Origin of the sequence: Novosphingobium capsulatum NBRC 12533 (assembly GCF_001598375.1) — a bacterium.
GTDB lineage: Bacteria > Pseudomonadota > Alphaproteobacteria > Sphingomonadales > Sphingomonadaceae > Novosphingobium > Novosphingobium capsulatum.
This window is the reverse complement of sequence record NZ_BCYV01000019.1, coordinates 97,201-118,899: the sequence shown is the minus strand read 5'-3', so window position 1 is coordinate 118,899 and position 21,699 is coordinate 97,201. Positions and strand designations below refer to the sequence as shown.

18 protein-coding genes are annotated in these 21,699 nt (G+C 67.2%); 8 read left to right on the top strand and 10 right to left on the bottom strand.

All coding sequences use genetic code 11. From position 1 onward, the window contains the following. The 4 genes from SCA01S_RS17295 to SCA01S_RS17280 all read right to left on the bottom strand — a co-directional run. Nucleotides 1-898: hypothetical protein (locus SCA01S_RS17295; RefSeq protein WP_157089029.1), on the bottom strand; the 898-nt coding region annotated here is incomplete at its 3' end. An 89-nt stretch (nucleotides 899-987) separates the two neighbouring features. After that, nucleotides 988-2,271 (bottom strand): UDP-N-acetyl-D-mannosamine dehydrogenase, encoded by a 1,284-nt coding sequence (gene wecC / locus SCA01S_RS17290; RefSeq protein ID WP_211183278.1) that lies wholly within the window; start codon nucleotides 2,269-2,271, stop codon nucleotides 988-990. Between the two features lie 498 nt (nucleotides 2,272-2,769). Next, complete coding sequence (locus SCA01S_RS17285) at nucleotides 2,770-3,948, bottom strand: DUF2252 family protein (RefSeq protein ID WP_062787809.1); 1,179 nt, start codon at nucleotides 3,946-3,948, stop codon at nucleotides 2,770-2,772. Next, entirely contained in the window at nucleotides 3,945-4,181 is a 237-nt protein-coding gene (locus SCA01S_RS17280) for a hypothetical protein (RefSeq protein WP_028657447.1), read from the bottom strand. Before SCA01S_RS17280 ends, SCA01S_RS17285 begins: the two co-directional genes overlap by 4 nt. A gap of 171 nt (nucleotides 4,182-4,352) precedes the next feature. On the opposite strand from SCA01S_RS17280, the gene SCA01S_RS17275 reads away from it, so the two are divergent. Next, on the top strand, nucleotides 4,353-6,017 hold the full coding sequence (locus tag SCA01S_RS17275; RefSeq protein ID WP_062787807.1) for a family 43 glycosylhydrolase: 1,665 nt from the start codon (nucleotides 4,353-4,355) through the stop codon (nucleotides 6,015-6,017). A gap of 12 nt (nucleotides 6,018-6,029) precedes the next feature. On the opposite strand, the gene SCA01S_RS17270 is transcribed toward SCA01S_RS17275, so the two are convergent. The 6 genes from SCA01S_RS17270 to SCA01S_RS17245 all read right to left on the bottom strand — a co-directional run bounded on the left by SCA01S_RS17270 (nucleotide 6,030) and on the right by SCA01S_RS17245 (nucleotide 13,918). After that, nucleotides 6,030-8,087, bottom strand: coding sequence for a TonB-dependent receptor (locus SCA01S_RS17270; RefSeq protein ID WP_062787806.1), 2,058 nt, complete (start codon nucleotides 8,085-8,087; stop codon nucleotides 6,030-6,032). Nucleotides 8,088-8,162: 75 nt separating this feature from the next. Next, nucleotides 8,163-9,989 (bottom strand): polysaccharide biosynthesis/export family protein, encoded by a 1,827-nt coding sequence (locus SCA01S_RS17265; protein WP_218016416.1) that lies wholly within the window; start codon nucleotides 9,987-9,989, stop codon nucleotides 8,163-8,165. 41 nt (nucleotides 9,990-10,030) lie between these two features. Beyond that, nucleotides 10,031-11,320, bottom strand: a complete 1,290-nt coding sequence (locus SCA01S_RS17260; RefSeq protein WP_062787804.1) for a KpsE/RkpR family capsule polysaccharide export protein — start codon at nucleotides 11,318-11,320, stop codon at nucleotides 10,031-10,033. Continuing rightward, nucleotides 11,317-11,982, bottom strand: a complete 666-nt coding sequence (locus tag SCA01S_RS17255; protein WP_062787802.1) for an ABC transporter ATP-binding protein — start codon at nucleotides 11,980-11,982, stop codon at nucleotides 11,317-11,319. Before SCA01S_RS17255 ends, SCA01S_RS17260 begins: the two co-directional genes overlap by 4 nt. After that, nucleotides 11,979-12,809: an ABC transporter permease gene (locus SCA01S_RS17250; protein ID WP_051146424.1), complete on the bottom strand. Its 831-nt coding sequence runs from the start codon at nucleotides 12,807-12,809 to the stop codon at nucleotides 11,979-11,981. The genes SCA01S_RS17255 and SCA01S_RS17250 overlap by 4 nt, the downstream gene beginning before the upstream one ends. 5 nt (nucleotides 12,810-12,814) lie before the next feature. Beyond that, nucleotides 12,815-13,918: a KpsF/GutQ family sugar-phosphate isomerase gene (locus SCA01S_RS17245; RefSeq protein WP_231627711.1), complete on the bottom strand. Its 1,104-nt coding sequence runs from the start codon at nucleotides 13,916-13,918 to the stop codon at nucleotides 12,815-12,817. A gap of 248 nt (nucleotides 13,919-14,166) precedes the next feature. On the opposite strand from SCA01S_RS17245, the gene SCA01S_RS17240 reads away from it, so the two are divergent. The 7 genes from SCA01S_RS17240 to fdhD all read left to right on the top strand — a co-directional run bounded on the left by SCA01S_RS17240 (nucleotide 14,167) and on the right by fdhD (nucleotide 21,659). Continuing rightward, complete coding sequence (locus SCA01S_RS17240) at nucleotides 14,167-15,051, top strand: LysR family transcriptional regulator (RefSeq protein WP_062787798.1); 885 nt, start codon at nucleotides 14,167-14,169, stop codon at nucleotides 15,049-15,051. A 70-nt stretch (nucleotides 15,052-15,121) separates the two neighbouring features. Next, nucleotides 15,122-15,544, top strand: coding sequence for an NAD(P)H-dependent oxidoreductase subunit E (locus SCA01S_RS17235; RefSeq protein WP_062787796.1), 423 nt, complete (start codon nucleotides 15,122-15,124; stop codon nucleotides 15,542-15,544). A gap of 11 nt (nucleotides 15,545-15,555) precedes the next feature. After that, the gene (locus tag SCA01S_RS17230; protein ID WP_062787828.1) at nucleotides 15,556-17,100 is read left to right on the top strand and encodes an NADH-ubiquinone oxidoreductase-F iron-sulfur binding region domain-containing protein; all 1,545 of its coding nucleotides are present in this window, start codon (nucleotides 15,556-15,558) and stop codon (nucleotides 17,098-17,100) included. 124 nt (nucleotides 17,101-17,224) lie between these two features. Next, nucleotides 17,225-17,758 (top strand): molybdenum cofactor guanylyltransferase, encoded by a 534-nt coding sequence (gene mobA, locus SCA01S_RS17225; RefSeq protein WP_062787794.1) that lies wholly within the window; start codon nucleotides 17,225-17,227, stop codon nucleotides 17,756-17,758. Continuing rightward, nucleotides 17,748-20,600, top strand: a complete 2,853-nt coding sequence (gene fdhF, locus SCA01S_RS17220; protein ID WP_062787792.1) for a formate dehydrogenase subunit alpha — start codon at nucleotides 17,748-17,750, stop codon at nucleotides 20,598-20,600. Before mobA ends, fdhF begins: the two co-directional genes overlap by 11 nt. Further along, nucleotides 20,597-20,875 carry a formate dehydrogenase subunit delta gene (locus SCA01S_RS17215; protein WP_084391101.1) on the top strand — a complete coding sequence of 93 codons (279 nt, stop codon included), beginning with the start codon at nucleotides 20,597-20,599 and terminating at the stop codon, nucleotides 20,873-20,875. Before fdhF ends, SCA01S_RS17215 begins: the two co-directional genes overlap by 4 nt. Then, on the top strand, nucleotides 20,856-21,659 hold the full coding sequence (fdhD, locus tag SCA01S_RS17210) for a formate dehydrogenase accessory sulfurtransferase FdhD (protein ID WP_062787790.1): 804 nt from the start codon (nucleotides 20,856-20,858) through the stop codon (nucleotides 21,657-21,659). The genes SCA01S_RS17215 and fdhD overlap by 20 nt, the downstream gene beginning before the upstream one ends. The last annotated feature ends 40 nt before the right edge of the window (nucleotides 21,660-21,699 follow it).

Genomic DNA, 21,699 nt, shown 5'->3' with positions numbered 1-21,699 from the left:
GTGCGGCAGGCCGGGTCAGTTCGCCGGCATCATAGAGCCGGAATGCCAGCCATTTCGCCCGCCACGGTTGCGGATCGGCGGCATGGGCCTCTTGCGCGGCCTGCGCGGCCGCCACGGGATCAGACTGGCGCAGCGCTCGTGCCCGTGCCGCATGGGCGTCGGCCCGCGCGATCCGCGCGCGGCGTTCGTGTTGCTGGGCCTTGCGCGCGGCCTGGGCCTCTGCCCGTGACAGAGCCATGGGTGACAGGCGCGGCAGAGGCGGGAGAGCGGCGGGAGGCGGAACCTGTGCCAAGGCATCGTCCTGCGCCGGGGTGGCTTCGGGTAAGGCGGGGATGGCGGGGGAGGGACGCGTTGCCGGACGGCGCAGCGCAAGCAGCGCGGCAGGCATGCCGAGCCAGCGCTGCGGCTTGCGCCAGCGCTGCAACAGTGCGTCTCCCAGGCGATAGGCCGGCGAATCTTCCAGCGCCGCCACGCGTGTTTCGTAGCTGGCCAAGGCGCGTTCGTGCCGCTCGGCCTGCTGCGCGGCGGCCAGGCGCGCGTGCTGGGCGGCGGCGCGCCACGCTGCCGCCTCTGCGGCATAGGCGGCGAGATCGGCCGCGAGCAGTGCCGCGTCGCCAGGGTTGACGCACGGAGCGGCGGCGGCATCTGCGGCAGCGTCGCTGTGGTCGCCATCGCCGGGGGAGATACCGGCGCCGTCATTGCCGCCTTGCATGACCCCGCTTTCCTGGCCCAGCGCTGGTGACAGGGCCAGTGCCGATGCAGTTGCCAGCGCGGGTGCATGGCATGATGGCGCGGGCAGCGCATGGGCAAGGGTTTGCGTGTCGGTCATCGGCTCCCCACGGCGCCCCGGCCAGGCGGGGCGAGCATAGCTGTGGCGAACACCCGATCCGAAACGCATGGCCGGTATCGGTGGCAATGTTGCCACCCTGGCCGCGTTATCCGCCGGCCCGGCTGCGTATAAGGCAGCAGGCCTGGCGGATCGGGTGCTCAGTCCGTCCAGATCCCGCGCGCGTCGACGATCTCCACCCCGTCGCGCCGCTTGGGCGAAACGGTCTTGAACGGGCGATGGTCAACCAGCAGGGTCCAGACATCGGCCTGATCGAGGGCGGCAAAGCCATCGATCAGTTCCACGCCGCAGGCCGCCAGCGCGGGCGGCAGCACGGCAATGTTCGGTTCCACGACCAGCAAGGGCCGGGTGAAATGGGTGGCCAGTTCCTTCACGATATCCACCGCCGGGCTTTCGCGCAGATCGTCGATATCGGGCTTGAAGGCGAGGCCGAAGGTGGCGACGCGCACCTGATCGGGCGTGCAGCCCTTGCGCGCGGCGACGGCGCGGGCGGCGGCCAGCACCTTTTCAACCACCCAGTGTGGCTTGCTGTCGTTAACCTGGCGCGCGGTGTGGATCAGCCGCGCCTCTTCCGGGCTGCGGTTGACGATGAACCACGGGTCCACCGCGATGCAGTGCCCGCCCACGCCCGGGCCGGGCTGCAGGATGTTGACGCGCGGATGGCGGTTGGCCAGCCGGATCAGCTCCCACACGCTGATGTCCAGCTTGTCGCAGATGATCGACAGTTCGTTGGCAAAGGCGATGTTCACGTCGCGAAAGGCGTTTTCGGTCAGCTTGCACATTTCCGCCGTGCGCGCGCTGGTCACCACGCATTCGCCCTTCACGAACGTGCTGTAGAGCGAAACCGCCTCGGCCGAGCAGCGCGGGGTGAGGCCGCCGATCACGCGGTCGTTCTCCACCAGTTCGCGCAGGACATGGCCGGGCAGCACGCGTTCGGGGCAATAGGCCACGGCGATGTCTGCGGCCTCGCCCGCGTCTTGCGGGAACGACAGATCGGGCCGTGCCTGCGCCAGCCACGCGGCGATCTGCTCGGTCGTGCCGACCGGCGAGGTGGATTCGAGCACCACCAGGTTGCCCTTGGCCAAAACCGGGGCGATCGCGTTGGCAGCCGCCTCGATATAGGAAAGGTCCGGCTCGTGCCCATCGCGGAACGGCGTGGGCACGGCGATGAGGAAAGCGTCGGCCGGCTCTGGCCGCAAGGTTGCGCGCAGGCGACCTTCGCGCGCTGCCGCGTGGACGACCATGTCAAGATCGGGCTCCACGATGTGGATGCGCCCCTTGTTGATCGTCTGCACGGCGATTTCGTTGACGTCCACACCGATCACTTCGATCCCGCGCGAGGCGAAGACGGCGGCCGTCGGCAGGCCGATATAGCCAAGGCCGATCACGGAAACCCGCTTGAAGCGGTGGGCTGGGGTCATCATCTCTTCGGTTTCATCCCTCAAAGGCGCCGCAGTGGCCATGGCGCATGCCCCCTTTCCTACGTGATATCCCGTGGCAAAAGCCTTAAGATTGCAGAGCCCCGGGCTTTGGGCGGGATGCCGATGGCGGCACGCCCGGCCAAAGCCGCGAAACCGGTGCGCAGTGGGCCGCCATGGCGGGCGGTGGTTCGGCCAGTGGATGGCAGACCGGAGCCACCGCCGCGCGGGCGACCGTATTGCGAGTGATCGGCGGCGTGATGCTGCCGGTGAAAGGATCATTCCCCAGTTCCGCCCGCCTCGCGAGCCCAGAAACCTCCGGAAGCAATCAATCGCGGACGCGGCTAAAGCGCCATCCGCACAAATACTGAGTATTTAACTTCGTTTCGGATGCGACCCGCTGCACGCATAACGCTGGCGCACGATTTCACCGGCGCCACAGGGCGGGAATCGCTGCGGATTCGGATTTCCGGAGGGCGCCTGGAGCCCGTTAGTGGGGCTGCATCATGCCAGGCGGCGGCAATGGTCGAGATAGCCGGCCTCGTGCCGGGCGGCGAGATCGACCACGCTGCGCCACAGCCACGATGGTGCCTGGTCGTCGGCAGGGGCTGGTTGCAATGCGTCTTGCCAGGCGCGGCGCACATCGTCGCTCATCTGCCGGGCATGGGCCATGCCGACGATATAGGCGAGATAGGATGCCGCCGACACGGCTTGGCGGCGCGAGAACTGCTCCACCTCGATCTTGAGGTCCTGCGGCGCCAGTTCGCGCAGCACCACGGGCTTGCCCAAGAGATGGGCCGGGATCATCCGTTCCCCCAGATTGGGCGCCAGCGCACAGGCCCCCGCAACCACGCGCGCGGCCGGGTTGCTGGGCATCGCCACCCCATCGGCAACTGGCGCCACGGAATGCACCGCTTCCTTGATATCCACCAGCGCCAGGTATTCCGGGCCCTTGTCCTGCGCGCCAACGCCAAGCACGACGGCATAGCGCAGCCGGCCCAGCGAACTGCACCCCTTGCGCCAATAGGCCGCATCCAGCACGCGCACCCGCCCATCGCCGGCATGCCCGGCCAAGGCCAGCGCCTTGGTGCGCACGGTTGGATCGTCGAAAAGGGCGGTAATGGCGTCGCGTTCGGCCGCCGCCAAGGGCCAGAAACGCTTGCCCAGCGGCAGGCTGGGCGTGGGGCCGTCGATCCGCTCGTTGGCAAGATGGCGCCATTTGCGCCCGGCCGCACGGCGACGCACCGCGCGCACCACCTTTGGCTCGGTGGGATCGTCTTCAGGCTCGGGGGAAAGCGCGCGGGAATAGCCGTCGATCATCGCGGCCAGCATCTGCGCGGTGACAATGCCCGGTAGGTCTGAACTGCGCGCCGCCGTTTCCAGCGAAAGGCCCAGGCGAATAAGATCTAGCGCCGGATTGCCGATCACCGTCTGGTCAAGATCGCGGATTTGGATGGCGAAATCGTGGTGCCGATCGGCCAGCGGCCCGAGATTGCCAAGATGGCAATCGCCACAGATCCACAACTTCGGCCCCACCGGCACTTGGGCCATAACCGGCGAGGCTTCCAGCCATTCATAAAATTGTGCCGTATTGCCGCGCACATAGGCGTGCACCGAGCGCGCCATTTTCAGCGCCCGGCGCGCCTCTAGCGCGGCATGCCGGCGATCCGGGGTGATCTTCAACCCGGATGGCCTGCGTGCGCAGCGGCCTTGGCTTCACGGGCCTTCTTGGCATAGTGGTGATGGGCAACGATGCAACCTGCCGCAGCACCGGCCAGCGCATGGCCCTTGCCAACGAAGTGACCGGCAACGCCGCCCGCCATGGCGCCGCGGATGCATCCCTTGGCCATGGCCGGCTGGACCGAAACGGTCGCAGTGGCAGCCATCGCAGCGATCAGAACCAGAGCCTTGCGCATCGAGAAATCTCCTTTGGGGCGATAAAGCGCGGGGTGGAGGATGTGTTCCATGACAATTTGGTCATGGCCGCTGCACCGGCCCGCGCCTCCGGCCAGCCACGGCTGATGCCACCTTGCCATGCGCCAGCGCCCCGTTCATACAAGTATGATAATTCTAATCTGGAGAAGCCGATGCAAACCCGCCGCGCAACCATCAAGCTCGCGCTCGCCAGCGCCGTGGCTGGCTCGGGCGCCGGGGCGGGCGCGGCGGCGAGGCAGGCGCCGGCAAGCGACGACCGCCGCGCCTGCACCGCGCTTGGCCAGTCGTTCCGGCCTGCGTGGCCGCGCGGCATAGAGGGCCAGCGCAAGGCCGACATGGGTGATGGGCGCTACCTCAACCCCATCCTGGCGGGCGACTATCCCGATCCTTCGGTGCTGAAGGACGGCGATGATTATTACATGACGCATTCGTCGTTCGATGCGGCGCCCGGGCTGCTGATCTGGCATTCGCGCGATTTGGTGAACTGGCGCCCGCTCGGCCCGGCCTTGGCCAAGCCCCTGGGCACCGTGTTCGCCGTCGATATTGCCAAGCGCGGCGATCGCTATTTCATCTACATCCCGTTCATGAAGGCGCCGTGGTCACCGCCGCTCGCCAGTTTCGCCAATATCTACGTCATCCACGCGCCGTCGATGGAAGGGCCGTGGAGCGATCCCATCGATCTTGGGATCGGCGAACTGATCGATCCTGGCCATGTCGTGGGCGAGGATGGCCACCGCTACCTGTTCTTCAATGGTGGCAAGCGGGTGCGCCTGACTGCCGATGGCCTGGCCACCGCTGGCCCGGTCGAAACCGCCTACCAGGCATGGCATTATCCCGATGACTGGATCACCGAGGCGTGGTCTCCCGAAGGCCCCAAGCTGTTTCGCCGTGGGCCGTGGTTCTACCTCGTCAACGCGGTGGGTGGCACCAGTGGCCCGGCGACAGGGCACATGGTCGCGGTGGCGCGGGCGCGATCGATCAACGGGCCATGGGAGAATTGCCCGCATAACCCGATCGTGCGCGCCACATCGGATGCTGACCCGTGGTGGTCGCGCGGCCATGCCACCGTTGTGGAAGGGCCGGGCGGGCGCTGGTTCATGGTCTATCACGGTTATGAAAACGGCTATCTCACGTTGGGCCGGCAAACCTTGCTCGAGCCCATCGAATGGACCGCCGATGGTTGGTTCCGCGCCACGGGGGGTGATCTCTCACGGCCGCTGGCCAAGCCTGGCGGCCAGGCGTTGCCTCATGGCCTGGCGCATTCCGACGACTTTGCCGCCGATGGACTCGGTCGCCTGTGGTCGCTCTATGCCAGCGCGCCCTCGGACAGCGCGCGCGTGCAGGTGTCTGGCAACAGCCTGGCGCTGGCTGCCAAGGGCAGCAGTCCGCAGGATGCAACGGTGCTGACCCAGCAAGTGGGGGACTGCGCCTATGCGATCGAGGTGGATGTCGAACTGCAAGGCGAAACGCAGGGTGGCCTGCTGCTGTTCTTCGATGACCGGCTGTTCCTGGGCATGGGCATCGATGGACGGCGCATGATCAGCTATCGCGGTGGCAAGCCCACATATTGGCAGGAACCGGCGCCGCCCACGCGCCGCCTGCACATGCGCATTACCAACGAACGGCAGGTAGTGACCTTCTACTACAGCCTCGATGGCCAGGCTTGGACGCGCCATGGCGTGCGCAGCTATGTCGAGGGGTATAACGCCAACACGCTCGACAATCTGCTCAGCCTGCGCCCGGCATTGTTCGCTGCCGGCAAGGGGCAGGTGGTGTTCCGCGCCTTCCGCTACCGCGCGCTGCCTGATCAGGCCTGACGCCGGCACGGTTCAGCCCAATGTCTTGAGCAGCTTGAGTTGAAATTCCGTGGTGCGCTGGCGCCAGGATGATCCCTGCACGAGCGGCGCGGAGAGTTCCTGGCGCGTGCGGCCGGGCACGCGCAGCGTGGCCGAAAGCGACAGCGTGCGATCAAAGCTGTGCGTCATGATCATGCTCGCTTCGCCCCAGGCGGCGTCGCGCACCTGCCAGGCGCGCGACGGGCTGTTGTAGGACCATTGCAACTGCGCCACGTCAGCCGGCACGTCGCCCCGCGCGGTGCCACTCCATTCCAGCGTGCCGTTGGTGCTGGCGCGCATGGTGTGCAGCAACTGCTGCCCGCCCGGCACATCGATCGGGTTGCGCTGGTCGAACAAGTTGGCGCTGGCGCTGAGCTTGACATGGCGCAGCAGTGGCGCGCTCAGATCGAACTGCGCGCCGGCGCTGCGGCTGCGGCCGGCATTGACATAGCCATAGATGCTCGCCCCTGCCGCAGTGGCGGCATAGGTCGTGCTCCACACGTTGCTGGTGGTGCGCCAATAGGCAGTGAGATTGGTTTCGATCGCACCGCGCCGGTATTGCAGGCTGCCTTCCCACGATGCGGTGGTCTGGTCCCGCAACGCAGGGCTGCCCTGGAACAGGGTGAGCGGGTCTTCGACCACGGTATAGGGGCGCAGATAGTCGAGCGGTGCCCGCTCGATCCGCTGGCTGTAGCTGGCCGCCAGGGTCAGCATCTTGCTGCTCGCGAACTGGATATGCAGGCTGGGAAAAACGGCGGTGCGGCCAAGCACCAGGCGGTCTTCACCCGGGCTGTCAATCCGCCGCACGTTGCGTTCGGCGCGCAGGCCCGGGGCGATGGTCAGCTTGCCCAGCGTCTGCTGCACGCTGGCATAGGCCGTCAGCGTGATACTGCGCCCGGCAAAGCGATCGTTGGCAAGGGGTGCCGGTGCGCCGTCGCTTGCCTCGCTGCTCAGGGAATAGGCCTGCGATGTGCTGTCGCGGTGCCAACTGGTGCCCAGCGAAAGCAACTGGTGCGCGCCGATCGGGTGCTTCCAGTCCACCTGCCCGTCGATCGTGGTGGTGGGAGTGCGCAAGACCGTGGCAAAGCCACCGCCGTTGCTGAACCGGGCCACGGTTTCATCCCGCACCATGGGGTTGGTATAGAGCTGCGCCGTGGCGGTCAGCGTTTCCCCCTCGCGCGTGCCGCGATGATCGACATCGAGTTCGCCGGTCAGGAAACTGGCCACGCTGCTCAACCGCCGGGTTTCGGCAAAGCTGTTGAAATCGGGGGTGAGGCCCTGATAGCTGGCGCGGGTGTGGGTGATATCGTGGCCGCCTCCACCGCCCAGGCCCAGCGACACGGTGGTCTTGGCGTCGATCTCATAGGTCGCCTTGCCGCTTAGCCGGCCGTCCGTGCCACCGCTATCGCTCTGTCCCGATCGCGTATAGGCCGTGGCCGCACCGCCACCATCGGACTCGACGTGGCGGCTGGCGGCATCGTGTGCGCGCACCATCGTGCCAATATTGCCGCCTGCTTTCAGTTCATAGCTCCACCGCCCGCGTCGGTAATGCAGCGTGGTATCGATCAGGCCATGGCCATAGCTGGAGGTTTCCACGCTGGCATTGCCCGACCAGCCCGCGTGCCGTGCCTGGCGCAGTACAAGATTGATCACGCCGCCCGTGCCTTCGGCGGAAAACTGCGCCGAAGGATTGGTGATCACTTCGATCCGCGCGATATCGCTGCCGTGCAGCGTGCGCAGATATTGCTGCGCATTGCCGGCGTAGGGATGCCCATCGACATAGATCCTGGCGTTCCCGGCGCCCAGCAACAGGATCTGGTCATCAGGGGTTACCGTCACGGCGGGCAGCCCGCGCAGCAATTGCAGCGTATCCTTCTGCGCCGATTGCGGGGTTTGCTGCACCTGGTAGGTGCGCCGGTCGATATGCAGGGTGGCGGGCGTGCGCGCGGCGGTCACCTCGATCACGTCGGCCGCTGGCGGCACCGGCACTGGCGTCGTGGCCGATACTGCCGGAACGGCCGGTTCGATCGTCGGTGGCAATGCGGCGATCATGCGGTCTCCGGCGGGCTGAGGCACCCAGCATAGGGGCCGCGCGCCAGTCATGAACAGCAAAAAACACAGCGAGGATCAAAGCCCTAGCACCACTTTGGCGCTAACCGCGATCTGATAGAGAATCTGCGTCATGTCTTTGAGGATCTGGCGCGATTTGGTGTCGATGCGCGGCAGCACGAGCAGATCATCGCCACTGCGCACCGCGCGGCTTTGCGCGGCCACTTCCTCGAAACTGCCATCGGCATGGGCCACCACGATCCGGCGGGCGGCGCTTTTCTGGGTAAAGCCGCCGGCCCGCTCGACATAGCTGGTGGCGTCGAGCCCGGCCTGCCAGGCCACGGCATTGGGGAACAGCACTTCCCCGCTCACCAGCACCAGCCCATCGCGCGTCGGCACGCGCAGCAGATCGCCGTTTTCCAGCAGCAGGTCATCGCGCGCGGGGCCTTGCCCGATCACCACCTGGCCCAGGGGCTGCACCTTCCGCGCGCGGTCGATCCATTGCAGGATCAGGTCAGCCTCGTTGTGGCGCAACTGGCTTTCATCATTGGTGCCCGATCGCGCGGTCAGCGCGGCCTGCTCCAGGCTGTGCAGGCTGGCGTCGAGCATGGTTTTCTGGCGGTCCTTCACGCTTTGCCGGAACAGTTGGATGCTGGTGGCATCCGATCGCTCGGAAAAGCGGATCTGGCGCAACAAGTCGCCCAGGCGCGCGCCATAGGGCAGCACATATTCCTGCCGGCTTTCATGCTCTCCCTCGATCCGCACGGTGATCGTGCCGTTTTTCTGGTCCGAGGTGAATTCGATGGTATCGCCATTGCCCACTGGCAAAGCGCCGGCCTCGCCCAGCGGGCGATAGTCGACATTGCGGATCGGCCCGGTGGCGCGGGTAATGCGCATGTGGGTGGCAACCGGCTGCGGCCCGGCGAGCAGGGCGACATCTGCCGTGGTGGGATGGGCATTGCGCGGAAATTCAAAGACATTGGCATTGTTGGCGAGGCCTAGCACCGTCACCGTCTGTTGGCGCGGGCCGACAAAGATCACGTCGCCATCGGCCAGCGGCAAGGGCGGCATCACCCCGCGAAACAGGAACTGGTAGAGGTTCACGTGCGCGCGCACCTGCTCCCCGCGCTTGACCTCCACATCGATGAACGTGCCGCGATCGGGATCGATGCCGCCGGCGGCATCGAGATAGTGCAGCAAGCCGTCCATGCTGGTGCCGTCATAGAGCCCCGGTCGCCGCACAAAGCCGCCGACGAACACGCGCACCGGTTGCGCCTCTGCCAGCGAGGCATAGACATAGACATTGCTGCGAAACGTGCCAGCCGCCGCCCCGGTGATCACGCGTTGCAGATCCTGGTTGCGCACCCCGGCCAGATGGATCGGGCCGATGTTGGGCAGGAAGACGTTGCCCTGCGGGTCCACCGTCTGGACCTGGGCATATTGGAATGCGCCCCACAGCCGCAGCACCACCTGATCGCCCGGGGTGATCACGTAATCCGGGTTGAAATGCGCTGCGCCCGCGCGGGCAAACGCGCCGGTGAACAGCTGCGCACCGAACACCGGGCTGATCGCGTTGGCAACATACTGCCCGGAAGCGGCCGCATTGCCCGGCGCCACGGAAGGAGCCGCGCCATCCACCGGCACCGGCTGCGCAGGATTGGGGCTGGCGGTCGGCACGGCCAGCGGCATGGCGGGCAGGCTGGTGCCGCTGCCGCCAGTATTGCCCATGGCATTGGCGATGGCAGCCAGCGTGGCCGGATCGGCGCTTTGCAGCATCTGGCCCATCACGCCAGGCGGCAATCCCTGCGCCGGTGCTGGCAAAGGCGCGGCCAGCGCGGCGAAGGCGAGCGAAAGGCCCAGCGCCAGCCGACCAGGGCTGGGCATGGGGCGGCAGGTGCGGCGCATGGGTAGGCGCTCCTTTTTGGCAAACCGAAGGGTGGGAAAGATCAGTCGACGTGGTCGCGCACCACCGACACCAGCAGCAGTGCAATGGCCGCAGCAAGAAACGCGGCGAGCGTGAAGACGAGAGCGTTGTACAGCCGGCGCGGGCGCGCGGGATATTCGGGCAGGGTTGGCGCCTGGACCACCGAGATCTGCTTCATCGCCTGCATCGCGGTGATTCGCCCCTTTTCCAGCGCGGCCAGCGTCGTCTGGTAGAGCGACTGGCTGAACTGCGCTTCCTGCTGCAACTGGCGGAACGCATCAGCGCGGCGGTTGAGCGCGCCCGGCTCGGGCGCGGCGGCGCGGGCGCGTTCGCGTGCCAGTTCGGCATCGATCGCGGCGATCTGCTGGCGCACGGCCACCACGTCGGGATGGGCCGAAACCAGGTAGGCTTCCAGCGTGCCCAACTGTGTTTGCAAGGCGCTTTTGCGGGATTCAAGTTGCGCGATCGTGCCGGCCACGGCGTCGAGCGTGCCATCGGGCGACACCATGCCTTCCCGGCTCTGGAAATCGAGCACGGCCTGGCGGGCCTGCTGGTTGCGCTTGCCCATCTGCGCTGCCTCGCTGGCCAGGAAATCCACCTGGGTCTGGGCCAGGCGGTGATCGTTGGCATTCATGAAAGCGGCGCCTTCGTGCAGCATGGCCGCCACGATTGCCTGCGCCGTGGCCGGGTCATAGGCGCTGGCCTCCACATGAAGCACGCCGGCATTGTCGTCATAATCGACGCGGACGCGCGCTTTCATGTAATCGCGAAAGCGCGCCATCGGCGCGTTGGCGGCGCTCAGGCGCGAAAGCCAGTCGTGGCGATGATCAGCATAGTGCGCGCGCAAGTGCAGCCGCGTGTCGAGCCGGGCGAGCATGTCTTGCGAAAGCAGGTGGTTGCGCAGCAGCATCTGGTCATTGCGATTGCCGCCGCCCGCGCCAGCCAGGCCCGACAGCAGGCCACCCAGCCCGCCCGGATCGATCGCGCCCATGTCGGCCCGCTGCACGACCACGTCGGTTTCGGAAACATAGAGGTCAGAGGCGATCAGGCACCAATAGGCGCTGGCGACAAGACTGGCAGCGCCGGCTAGGCCCAGCACCAGATGGCGAATCTGCGCCGCGCGCCAGCGCGGGCGTCGGGCGGGCGGCAGCGTGGTGGCGCCAGGGGCTTCGCGCGGGCCCGACAGCGGCAGGGCTGGCGCTTCTCCCGGCCCGGCGTCCTGCTCGGGCAGATCGGCCGGGGGGCGCCGCCGGCGCGCGATCGGCGCGGCAGGGGCCGGGGGGGCAGGCGGATAGGCAAGGTCGGTGCTCATGCGGGCAGGGTGTCCTTGTAGGCCGCGATGGCGTCTCCCAGCCGGTCGAACCAGGTCAGCCTGCCCTGGTGGAGCAGCATGCCGGCAGTACAGAACCGCTTGAGCGTGCCGGGATCGTGGCTGACCATGATCACGCTGGCCTGGTTGGCGCGGCGGCGGAACTCCTCGGCCGCGCGGGCGCGAAAGCTGGCATCGCCGGCAGAGGTCGCCTCATCGGAAATGTAGACGTCGAAATCGAACGCGAGCGAAATGGCAAAGCGCAGGCGCGCCGCCATGCCGGTGGAATAAGTGCGGATCGGCTGGTCGAAGCGGTCGCCCAGTGCGGCAAATTCGGCAATGCGCGCCAGGCGTTCGGGAATGTCATCCTCGTGCCCGTGGATGCGGCAGACAAAGCGCGCGTTCTGGCGCCCGGTCAGCGTGCCTTGCAACCCGCCGCCAAAGCCGAGCGGCCACGATACGCGGCAATGCCGCTCCACCGCGCCGCGCGTCGGCTTGTCCACCCCCGCCAGAATGCGCAGCAGCGTGGATTTGCCCGCGCCATTGGCGCCCAGGATACCCACGCTAACGCGTGGCGGGATCACGAAATTGACGTTGTCGAGCACCCAGGGACCGGCGCCATGGGCGGTCATGTAGCGCTTGGACAGGCCGCGCCCCACGATCATCGCGCACCCACCTTGTGCGCCAGGCGCAGTTGCAGCGCGAGGCCGAGCAGCAGCAGGCCCAGCACCCAGGCAAAGAGATAGCCGGCATCGGTTTCGGGCACGGCCTGATAGCTGTCTGACAAGGCCATGCGCACCAGTTCCACGCCATGGGCCAGGGGATTGAGCATCAGCAGTGCGCGCCAATCGGCCGGCAGCGAGCCAAGTGGAAACATTACCCCCGAAATCATGTAGAGCGGCCGCAGCACAATGTGCAGCACCTGTCGCGTTTCGCGCATCAAGGTGGTGCAGGCCGAAACCACCATGCCAAACGCCACGCCCAGCAGCCACATCGCTGCGCAGGCCCCCATCATCGCCAATGGAAACTGCGGGGCAAAAGGGTGGCCCCATAGCGCCAGGAGCGCGATCAGCAGCAGGGTGATCACCAGCCAGCTTGCTCCTTCCAGAAGGCCGCGCGCCACCAGCGTATCCACCGGCTTGACCTGGCGATAGGCAAACAGGGCGGAATTGTCGGCCGGGGCGCCGGCCACGTGGTCGGCGGTCTTGCGGAACAGGAAGAAGGTCTGGATGCCGACCATGATCCACACCGGTGTGTCGAGGTTGCCCACGCTGTGCACCCGCACGGCGGAATAGAGCACGAGCAGGTAGGCGACGTGGAACACCGGCTCGAACAGCACCCAGGCCCAGGAAATGCGTGTGGCGAACAGTCGGGTGAGTGCCTCACGCAGCATCAGCGCGCGCCAAACCGACCAGGTGACCGCCAGCGAGGAGCGCGCAGGAGCAGCCGGGCCGGCAAGATCAGGAGAAGGCGGCAAGACGGGGAAGGGCATCGCCGTTACGCCGACGCCGCCTGGGCCGGACGATCCCAGGCAAACAGCGCCTGAGGGTTCCGAGGGGGCGGAGGCACCGCTGCCGCGCTTTCGGGCGCCGGGCCAGCGGCGAGCGTGGCGCAGTCTGCCATGCGCACCACGCCGACGGGCAGCGGGGCGCCTGCGCCTTCCACCACGAACAGCGCGGTGACGTTGGCTTGCCTCATCACGGCCAGCGCGTCTGCGGCGCGGGCATCGGCGCGCACCGTGCGCGGGGCATGGGTCATCACGTCTTCGGCGCAGGAAGTCAGCAGGCCATGGACATGGCGGCGCAGATCGCCATCGCTGATCGCCCCTACCAGGCAGCCGGCGCGATCGACCACGCCGGCGATGCCCAGGCTCTTTTCGGTCATTTCCAGCAGCACGTCGCGCATCGGCATGGCCATGGGCACTAGGGGCACGGCATCGCCGCGATGCATGATGTCGGCCACCGTGGCCAGGCTGGTGCCGATGGCGCCGCCTGGATGAAGCTGGCGCAGCTGTGCATGCGTCGTGCCCCGCGCCGCCATGGTGGCAATCGCCAGCGCATCGCCCAGCGCCAGCATCAGCGTGGACGAGGTAGTGGGCGCGACATGGGCCGGGCACGCCTCGCGCGCCGGGGGTAGGACCAGGCCGATATCCGCGCTGCGCAGCAGGATCGAATCCGCCTGCGCACTGATGCCGATCACCGGGCAACCCAGCTGCGCGGCGTGGGCCAGGATCGGGCTGAGTTCGGGCGTGTTGCCCGAATTGGACAGCACCAGCAGCAGATCGTCAGGCGTGAGCATGCCCAGGTCACCATGCGCTGCCTCTGCCGGGTGGACGAAGAAGGCCGGCGTGCCGGTGGCGGCGAGCGTCGCCGCCAGCTTGCGCCCGACATGCCCCGATTTGCCCATGCCACTCACCACCACCCGTGACTTGGTGGCCAGGAGCAGGTTCACCGCATCAGCAAACCGGGCATCGAGCGTGCGCGCCAGGCGATCGAGCGCGTCGGCTTCCGTCTGGATCACCCGGCGCCCGCGCGCCAGCAGGTCTACCGCCGGCATCGCGCCCGGTGCGGGTTGTGCAACGATCTGGCCCTCTGGCTTCATGAAATCACCGTCCCCCTTGCGCCGGTCCCGAATGCCTGCCCCACGTGCGGGCGTCAGCGCGATCCGTGCCGCCGCCCATCGGGATGGCCCTTAGTAATCCCTACTGGATCGCCATGCGGCGCCTGTTCCCACGGAAATGAAGCGATAACCGCGTCGCCGCTGGCCCTGGCGGCGGCTTTGGGCCATGCCTACCCGTGCGTTTCGTGATAGAAACAGCCTCTCAATTTTCGAGGGAGTTTGCCCCGCTCATGCAGCTGCGCCACTTGCGCTATTTCGTGGCCCTGGCGCGTCAGCGCCATTTTGCCCGCGCTGCGGCGGAATGCGGCGTGTCGCAGCCCACGCTGTCGGCCGGGCTGGTGGCGTTGGAGCAGGATCTGGGCAAGCGCCTGGTAGAGCGCGACCGGCGTTTCATCGACCTGACGGCGCAGGGCCAGGCCATGCTGCCCTGGGCCGAACAGATCCTCGGCGCGATGGGCAGCATGGCCCAGGCCGTGGCGGCCACCGCCGCACCATTGGCGGGGCGGTTCCGCCTTGCCGCCATTCCCGCCGCGCTGCCGCTCGTCGGCCGCTTTGGCGATGCGCTGCTGGGCCGTTATCCCGGGCTGCACCTCGCCGTCCACCAGGCCACCAGCCGGGTGATCGAACAGGACCTCCAGGCGTTGTCGTGCGATGCCGGGTTGACCTATCTCGATCACGAGCCACCCGCCAACGTCATCGCCGTGCCGCTGGCGCAGGAACGCTATCTCTTTGTAACCCATGGCGATGCCGCGCGCGAAAGCGGCGCGGCGATGGATTGGGCAGAGGCGGCTGCCATGCCGCTATGCCTGCTGCACCAGGGCATGCAGTATCGCCGCATCCTCGACGCGCAGTTTGCCGCACGCGGCCTGGCCCTGGCGCCGCGCGCCGTAGCAGACAGCTATGTCGCGCTGCTGTCGCTGGTGCAGTCGGGCCGCTTTGCCACGATCATCCCCGATAGCTATGCCGCGCTGCTGACCGGGCTGGATTGGGCGGCGATCCAGCCGATGGAGGGCGTCGAAACCGCGCGGCGGCTGGGGCTGGTGGTGCTTGATCGCCAGCCGATGGGGCCATTGGCGCTGGCTGCGCTCGACGTGGCGCGCGCTCTGGCGGCGTGATAGAGAAATTCTATCAAACTTTGCGCAATTCGATTTGACCACGCGCGCCAACGGGGCGACATTTCGCGCCATGACCGAACCTGCCGAACTGGACCGGATCCTTGCCGCGCACGCCGGGCGCGAGGGATCCCTGCTGCCGATCCTGCATGATGTGCAGGCCGTCTTTGGCCATGTGAGCGAAGCGGCCGAGCGGGCGATCGCCCACGCGCTCAATCTCAGCCGCGCCGAAGTGCACGGTGTGGTCAGTTTCTATCACGATTTCCGCACCGCGCCCGAACCGCGCCCGGTGGTCAAGCTGTGCCGCGCGGAAAGCTGCCAGGCACGCGGCGTGGAAGCACTGGCCGCGCGCCTTCGCGCCGATGGGCTGGTGAAGGTGGAAACGGTCTATTGCCTGGGGCTGTGCAGCGTGGGGCCGAACGCGATGGTGGGCGACACGCTCCACGCCCGGCTTACGCCTGAAAAGCTCGATGTTCTGGTGGGAGGCCTGGCATGAAGGACGTGGGCATGAGCACGACCGTGCGCATTTCCGACGACGCACTGGCCCTCGCCTGTGGCGCCGATGCCGTGGCTGCTGCCTTTGAAGCGGCGGGCTGCACGGTGGAGCGGGTATCGAGCTGGGGCATGCACTGGCTCGAACCCCTGGCCGAGATCGACGGCGCCGGGTTCGGGCCGCTTGATGTGGCTGATGTGCCTGCCGTGCTGGCCGGCACCAGCGACAAGGGCATCGGCCCGATCGCCGATCACCCCTTCATCGCCAGCCAGCAGCGCTTTACCTTCGCGCGCGCCGGCAAGACCCGGCCATTGAGCCTTGAGGATTACGCGGCGCATGGCGGCTGGGCGGGCCTTGCCCGTTCGCGCGAAATGGGGCCGGAAGCGACGATTGCGGAAGTCATGGCCTCGGGCCTGCGCGGCCGGGGCGGGGCGGGCTTTCCCGCCGCGATCAAGTGGACCACTGTGGCCAAGGCGCCGGCCACGCCCAAATACATCGTCTGCAACGCCGACGAGGGTGACAGCGGCACCTTTGCCGATCGCATGGTGATGGAAGGCGATCCCTTCATGCTGATCGAAGGCATGGCGATTGCCGCCCATGCCGTCGGCGCGGCCAAGGGCTATGTCTATATCCGCAGCGAATATCCTCATGCCATCGCCAAGATGCAGGCCGCGGCCCAGGCTGCGCGTCCGCACATCGCCCCGTTCGAGGTGGAAGTGCGCGTGGGCGCGGGCGCCTATGTCTGTGGCGAGGAAACCTCGCTGCTCAACAGCCTGGAGGGCAAGCGCGGCGAAGTGCGGGCCAAGCCGCCACTGCCCGCGCTCGAAGGGCTGTTTGGCCAGCCCACCGTGGTCAACAACGTGCTGACTCTGGCGGCGGTGCCGTGGATTATGGCGAACGGCGGCGCGGCCTATGCCGATGTCGGCTTTGGCCGGTCCAAGGGTACGATGCCGATCCAGATCGCCGGCAACGTGAAGTATGGCGGGCTGTACGAGGTCGGCTTTGGCATCACGCTGGGCGAACTGGTCGAGGTGGTCGGTGGCGGCACTGCCTCGGGCCGGCCAGTGCGCGCGGTGCAAGTGGGCGGGCCATTGGGCGCCTATCACCCGCCGGCCGATTTCCACCTGCCGTTCGATTATGAAAGCTTTGCCGCTGCCGATGGCCTGATCGGCCACGCCGGGCTGACCGTGTTTGACGATAGCGTGGACATGAGCGCGCAGGCGCGCTTTGCCATGCAGTTCTGCGCCGCTGAATCCTGCGGCAAGTGCACGCCCTGCCGCCTGGGCTCCACGCGCGGCGTCGAAGTGATCGACCGCATCCGCGCCCGCCAGGGCCGCAGTGCCGATGCGGTGGAGAGCCTGCCGCAAATCCACAACGCGAAAAAGCGCGCGCGCGGCCTGGCCGACGAGATCGCCCTGCTCGAAGACCTGTGCGAAACGATGAAGTTCGGTTCGCTCTGCGCGCTGGGCGGGTTTACGCCCTATCCCGTGCTCTCGGCCCTGCGCCGGTTCCCCGAGGATTTCGGTGCGGTGTCTGCTGACGCGGAGGCAGCGGAGTGATGGCGCCTTGCCGCCAGGGGGCTTCGTCAAGCTCAGCCCGAACGGGTTTCAAGGGTGTGAAAGCCCAAATCCCGTTCGCCCTGAGCCTGTCGAAGGGCGCTGACGACAGCGCAGGGGTGCGCCCATGATCCTGGGCGCCGTCCTTGCCGGGGGCCAATCCACCCGCTTTGGCAGTGACAAGGCTGTGGCCGAACTGGCAGGGCAAAGCCTCCTCGCTCATGCCGTGAATACCCTGCAGCAGCAGTGCGACACGGTCGTGGTTGTGGGGCGGGACGATGCGCCGGCGCCCTGTCTGCCCGATCGCCCGCGTGCCGGCATGGGGCCGCTGGGTGGCATCGCCGCCGCGCTCCACCATGCCGCTGGCCACGGGTTTGATACGGTGCTCACGGTCCCGGTCGACAGTTTTGGCCTTGCCGCCGATACGGCCGCCCAGCTTTCCCCCGCGCCGGCTTATTGCGAAAGCCAGCCAGTGGTCGGGCTGTGGCCGGCCACCGCCGCGCCCGCGCTCGATGCCTTGCTGGCCAGCCCGGCCAAGCACAGCTTGCGCGCCTTTGCCCAAGCGATAGGCGCGCGCCCGGTTGCGCTCACCACTATTCCCCACAATATCAACACCCCGGCGGATCTCGCCGCCGTGCAGGAGCTTCCCCATGGGCTATGAACGCCAGGCCGATTTCGGCACCCCCGAGGTTCGTTCCGACAGCCAGGTGACGCTGGAAATCGATGGTCGCGCCGTAACCGTGCCGGCCGGCACCACCGTCATGCGCGCGGCGGCCGTATCGGGTGGGTCGATCCCCAAGCTGTGCGCCACCGACAACCTCAAGCAATTCGGCTCGTGCCGCCTGTGCCTGGTTGAAATCGACGGCATGCGCGGCACGCCGGCGTCGTGCACCACGCCGGTGGCCGATGGCATGAAGGTCCACACCCAAAGCGAAAAGCTGGCCAGGCTGCGGCGCGGGGTGATGGAGCTTTATATCTCCGACCACCCGCTCGATTGCCTGACCTGCAGCGCCAACAACGATTGCGAGTTGCAGGACCAGGCCGCTGCCGTGGGCCTGCGCGATGTGCGCTATGGCTACGAAGGGGCCAATCACCTGGAGGCGCAGACCGACGCCAGCAATCCCTATTTCGATTTTGACGCGACCAAGTGCATTGTCTGCTCGCGCTGCGTGCGCGCCTGCGATGAAGTGCAGGGCACCCTGGCGCTGACGGTGGAAAGCCGTGGCTTCGACTCGCAGATTTCGGCGGGCGTGAAGTCTGACGATTTCCTCTCGTCGGAATGCGTATCGTGCGGCGCCTGCGTGCAGGCCTGCCCGACGTCGGCGCTGATGGAAAAGGCCGTGACCGAAATCGGCAAGCCCGAGCGTGCCGTCGTCACTACCTGCGCCTATTGCGGCGTGGGCTGCACGTTCCGCGCCGAAATGCGCGGCGAACAGCTGGTGCGCATGGTGCCGTGGAAAGACGGCAAGGCCAACCGTGGCCATTCCTGCGTCAAGGGCCGCTTTGCCTGGGGTTATGCCCAGCACCAGGACCGCATCCTGAAACCCATGGTGCGTGACAGCATCGATCAGCCGTGGCGCGAGGTGAGCTGGGACGAGGCGCTGGGCTTTGCCGCCAGCCGCTTCAAGGCGATCGCCGCCAGCCATGGCAACAATGCGCTGGGCGGCATCGTATCGAGCCGCTGCACCAACGAGGAAGGCTTCCTGGTGCAGAAGCTGGTGCGCGCCGGCTTTGGCACCAACAACGTCGATACCTGCGCCCGCGTCTGCCATTCGCCCACCGGCTATGGCCTCAAGACCACGTTCGGCACGTCTGCCGGCACGCAGGATTTTGATTCGGTCGAAGACAGCGACGTGATCCTGGTGATCGGCGCCAATCCCACCGATGGCCATCCGGTGTTTGGCAGCCGGATGAAGCGCCGCCTGCGCCAGGGCGCCAGGCTGATCGTGATCGATCCGCGCCGCACCGATCTGGTGCGCAGCCCGCATGTGGAGGCAGACTATCACCTGCCGCTGCGCCCCGGCACCAATGTCGCGGTGCTCTCCGCGCTGGCGCACGTGATCGTGACCGAAGGCCTAGTCAATGAGGCGTTCGTGCGCGAACGCTGCGATTGGGACGAGTTCCAGCACTGGGCCGAATTCGTGGCGCAAGAGCGCAACAGCCCCGAATTCCTCGAACCCGTCACCGGCGTTCCCGCCGATCTCGTGCGCGGGGCGGCGCGGCTCTATGCCACGGGCGGCAACGGTGCGATCTATTATGGCCTGGGCGTGACCGAACACAGCCAGGGTTCCTCCACCGTGATGGCGATTGCCAACCTCGCCATGGCGACCGGCAACATCGGCCGGCGCGGCGTGGGGGTTAACCCCTTGCGCGGGCAGAACAACGTGCAGGGCGCCTGCGACATGGGCAGCTTCCCGCATGAGCTTTCGGGCTATCGCCATGTGTCTGATGCCGCCACGCGCGCGCTGTTCGAGGCGGAATGGGGTGTCAGGATCGATCCCGAACCGGGCCTGCGCATTCCCAACATGCTCGATGCGGCGACCGACGGCCTGTTCAAGGGCCTCTATATCCAGGGCGAAGACATTCTTCAGTCAGACCCGGATACCAAGCACGTTGCGGCGGGCCTGGCGGCGATGGACTGCGTCATCGTGCATGACCTGTTCCTCAACGAAACCGCCAACTATGCCCACGTCTTCCTGCCGGGCTCCTCGTTTCTGGAAAAGGATGGCACGTTCACCAATGCCGAACGCCGCATCCAGCCGGTGCGCAAGGTGATGGAGCCGCTCAACGGTTATCAGGACTGGGAAGTGACGCAGGAACTGGCGCGCGCCATGGGCCTCGATTGGAACTACACCCATCCCAGCGAGATCATGGACGAGATCGCGCGGCTCACCCCCAGCTTTGCCGGGGTAAACTATGCCCGCCTCGATGCCGAAGGCTCGTTGCAGTGGCCGGTCAACGATACCGCGCCCGATGGTTCGCCGATCATGCACGTCGATGGCTTCGTGCGCGGCAAGGGCAAGTTCGTGGTGACCGACTATGTGCCCACTGACGAGCGCACCGGGCCGCGTTTCCCGCTGCTGCTGACGACGGGGCGCATCCTCTCGCAATACAATGTCGGCGCGCAGACCCGGCGCACCGAAAACAGCGTGTGGCACGCCGAAGACGTGCTGGAAATTCACCCGACCGACGCGGAAAACCGCGGCATCAACAGCGGCGACTGGGTGCGCCTGGCCAGCCGGTCGGGCGAAACCACGCTGCGCGCCACGGTGACCGATCGGGTGGCGCCCGGCGTGGTCTATACCACGTTCCACCATCCCGCCACGCAGGCCAACGTGGTGACCACCGACTATTCCGACTGGGCCACTAATTGCCCGGAATACAAGGTGACCGCAGTGCAGATCACCCCGTCCAACGGGCCGAGCGAATGGCAGGAAGACTATGCCGCGCAGACCCGGCAGGCGCGGCGCATCGCCGGCAGCGCGATGGAGCCGGCCGAATGAGCGGGCAGACCGAAGCCAAGCTGGTCTATATGGCCAACCAGATCGCCCGCAACCTGGTGCACGAGCCGCACCCGGCGGCGGCTCTGGCCGATCACCTGCACGCGTTCTGGACGCCGGCGATGCTACGCCAAATCTTTGCCCACCTTGCCGCCCATGGCGAGGACGGGCTCGATCCGATCGCGCGCACGGCCCTGGCCGAACTGGCCGCCGGCCACGCCCCGCCACCGCAAACCAAGGCGACCGACCCCGCGCACCATGGCGCCGATGCCGGCTGACCTGCCGCCCGGCGCGGCCGACCACGCCTTTGTCGAACATTTCGCCGATGGCCGCCCGCCCGTGCCGCGCGCCCGCGCGCTGGCGCAGGAAGCGCCCGTGGCGATCGAGATCAATGGCCTGGGCTATGCCGTGATGATGGCCACGCCCACCGATCTTGAAGACTATGCGCTGGGCTTTTGCCTGTCGGAACAGTTGATCGCCGATCCTTCCGGGTTCGTGGCGGCGCAAGCAGCCGAGATCGAGGGGCGGGGCTGGATCTTGCGGATCACGCTGGCCATGGCCGATGCTGCCCCCTTGATGGAGCGGGCGCGGCTGCGCCTGTCCGAAGGTTCGTGCGGCCTGTGCGGGATCGAAAGCCTGGAGCAGGTCTTGCGCCCCTTGCCGCAGGTGGGCGCCGCACTGACCGTCAGCGATGCGGCAATCTTTCGCGCCACCGCAGCCATGGGCGATCACCAGACGCTGGGCCGTGCCACCCGCGCCGCCCATGCCGCCGCATTCTGCACGGGCGATGGCACGATCCAGGCGCTGCGCGAGGACGTGGGGCGCCACAATGCCTTCGACAAGCTGGTCGGCGCCCTGGCGCGGACGGGAATCGACCCGGCCAGCGGCTTTGTCGTCCTGACGGCGCGGTGCAGCTATGAACTGGTGCAGAAGGCCGTGATCGCCGGCGTGCCGCTACTCGTCACCGTGTCCGCAGCCTCGACCTTGGCGGCAGAGCGCGCGCAGGCGCACGGGCTGCGGCTGGTCAGCCTGGCGCGGGACGACAGTTTCCTGGAAAGTTGAGCGACCCGGCCCGGGAAAGTTGGCCTGCCCGCCGGGAATG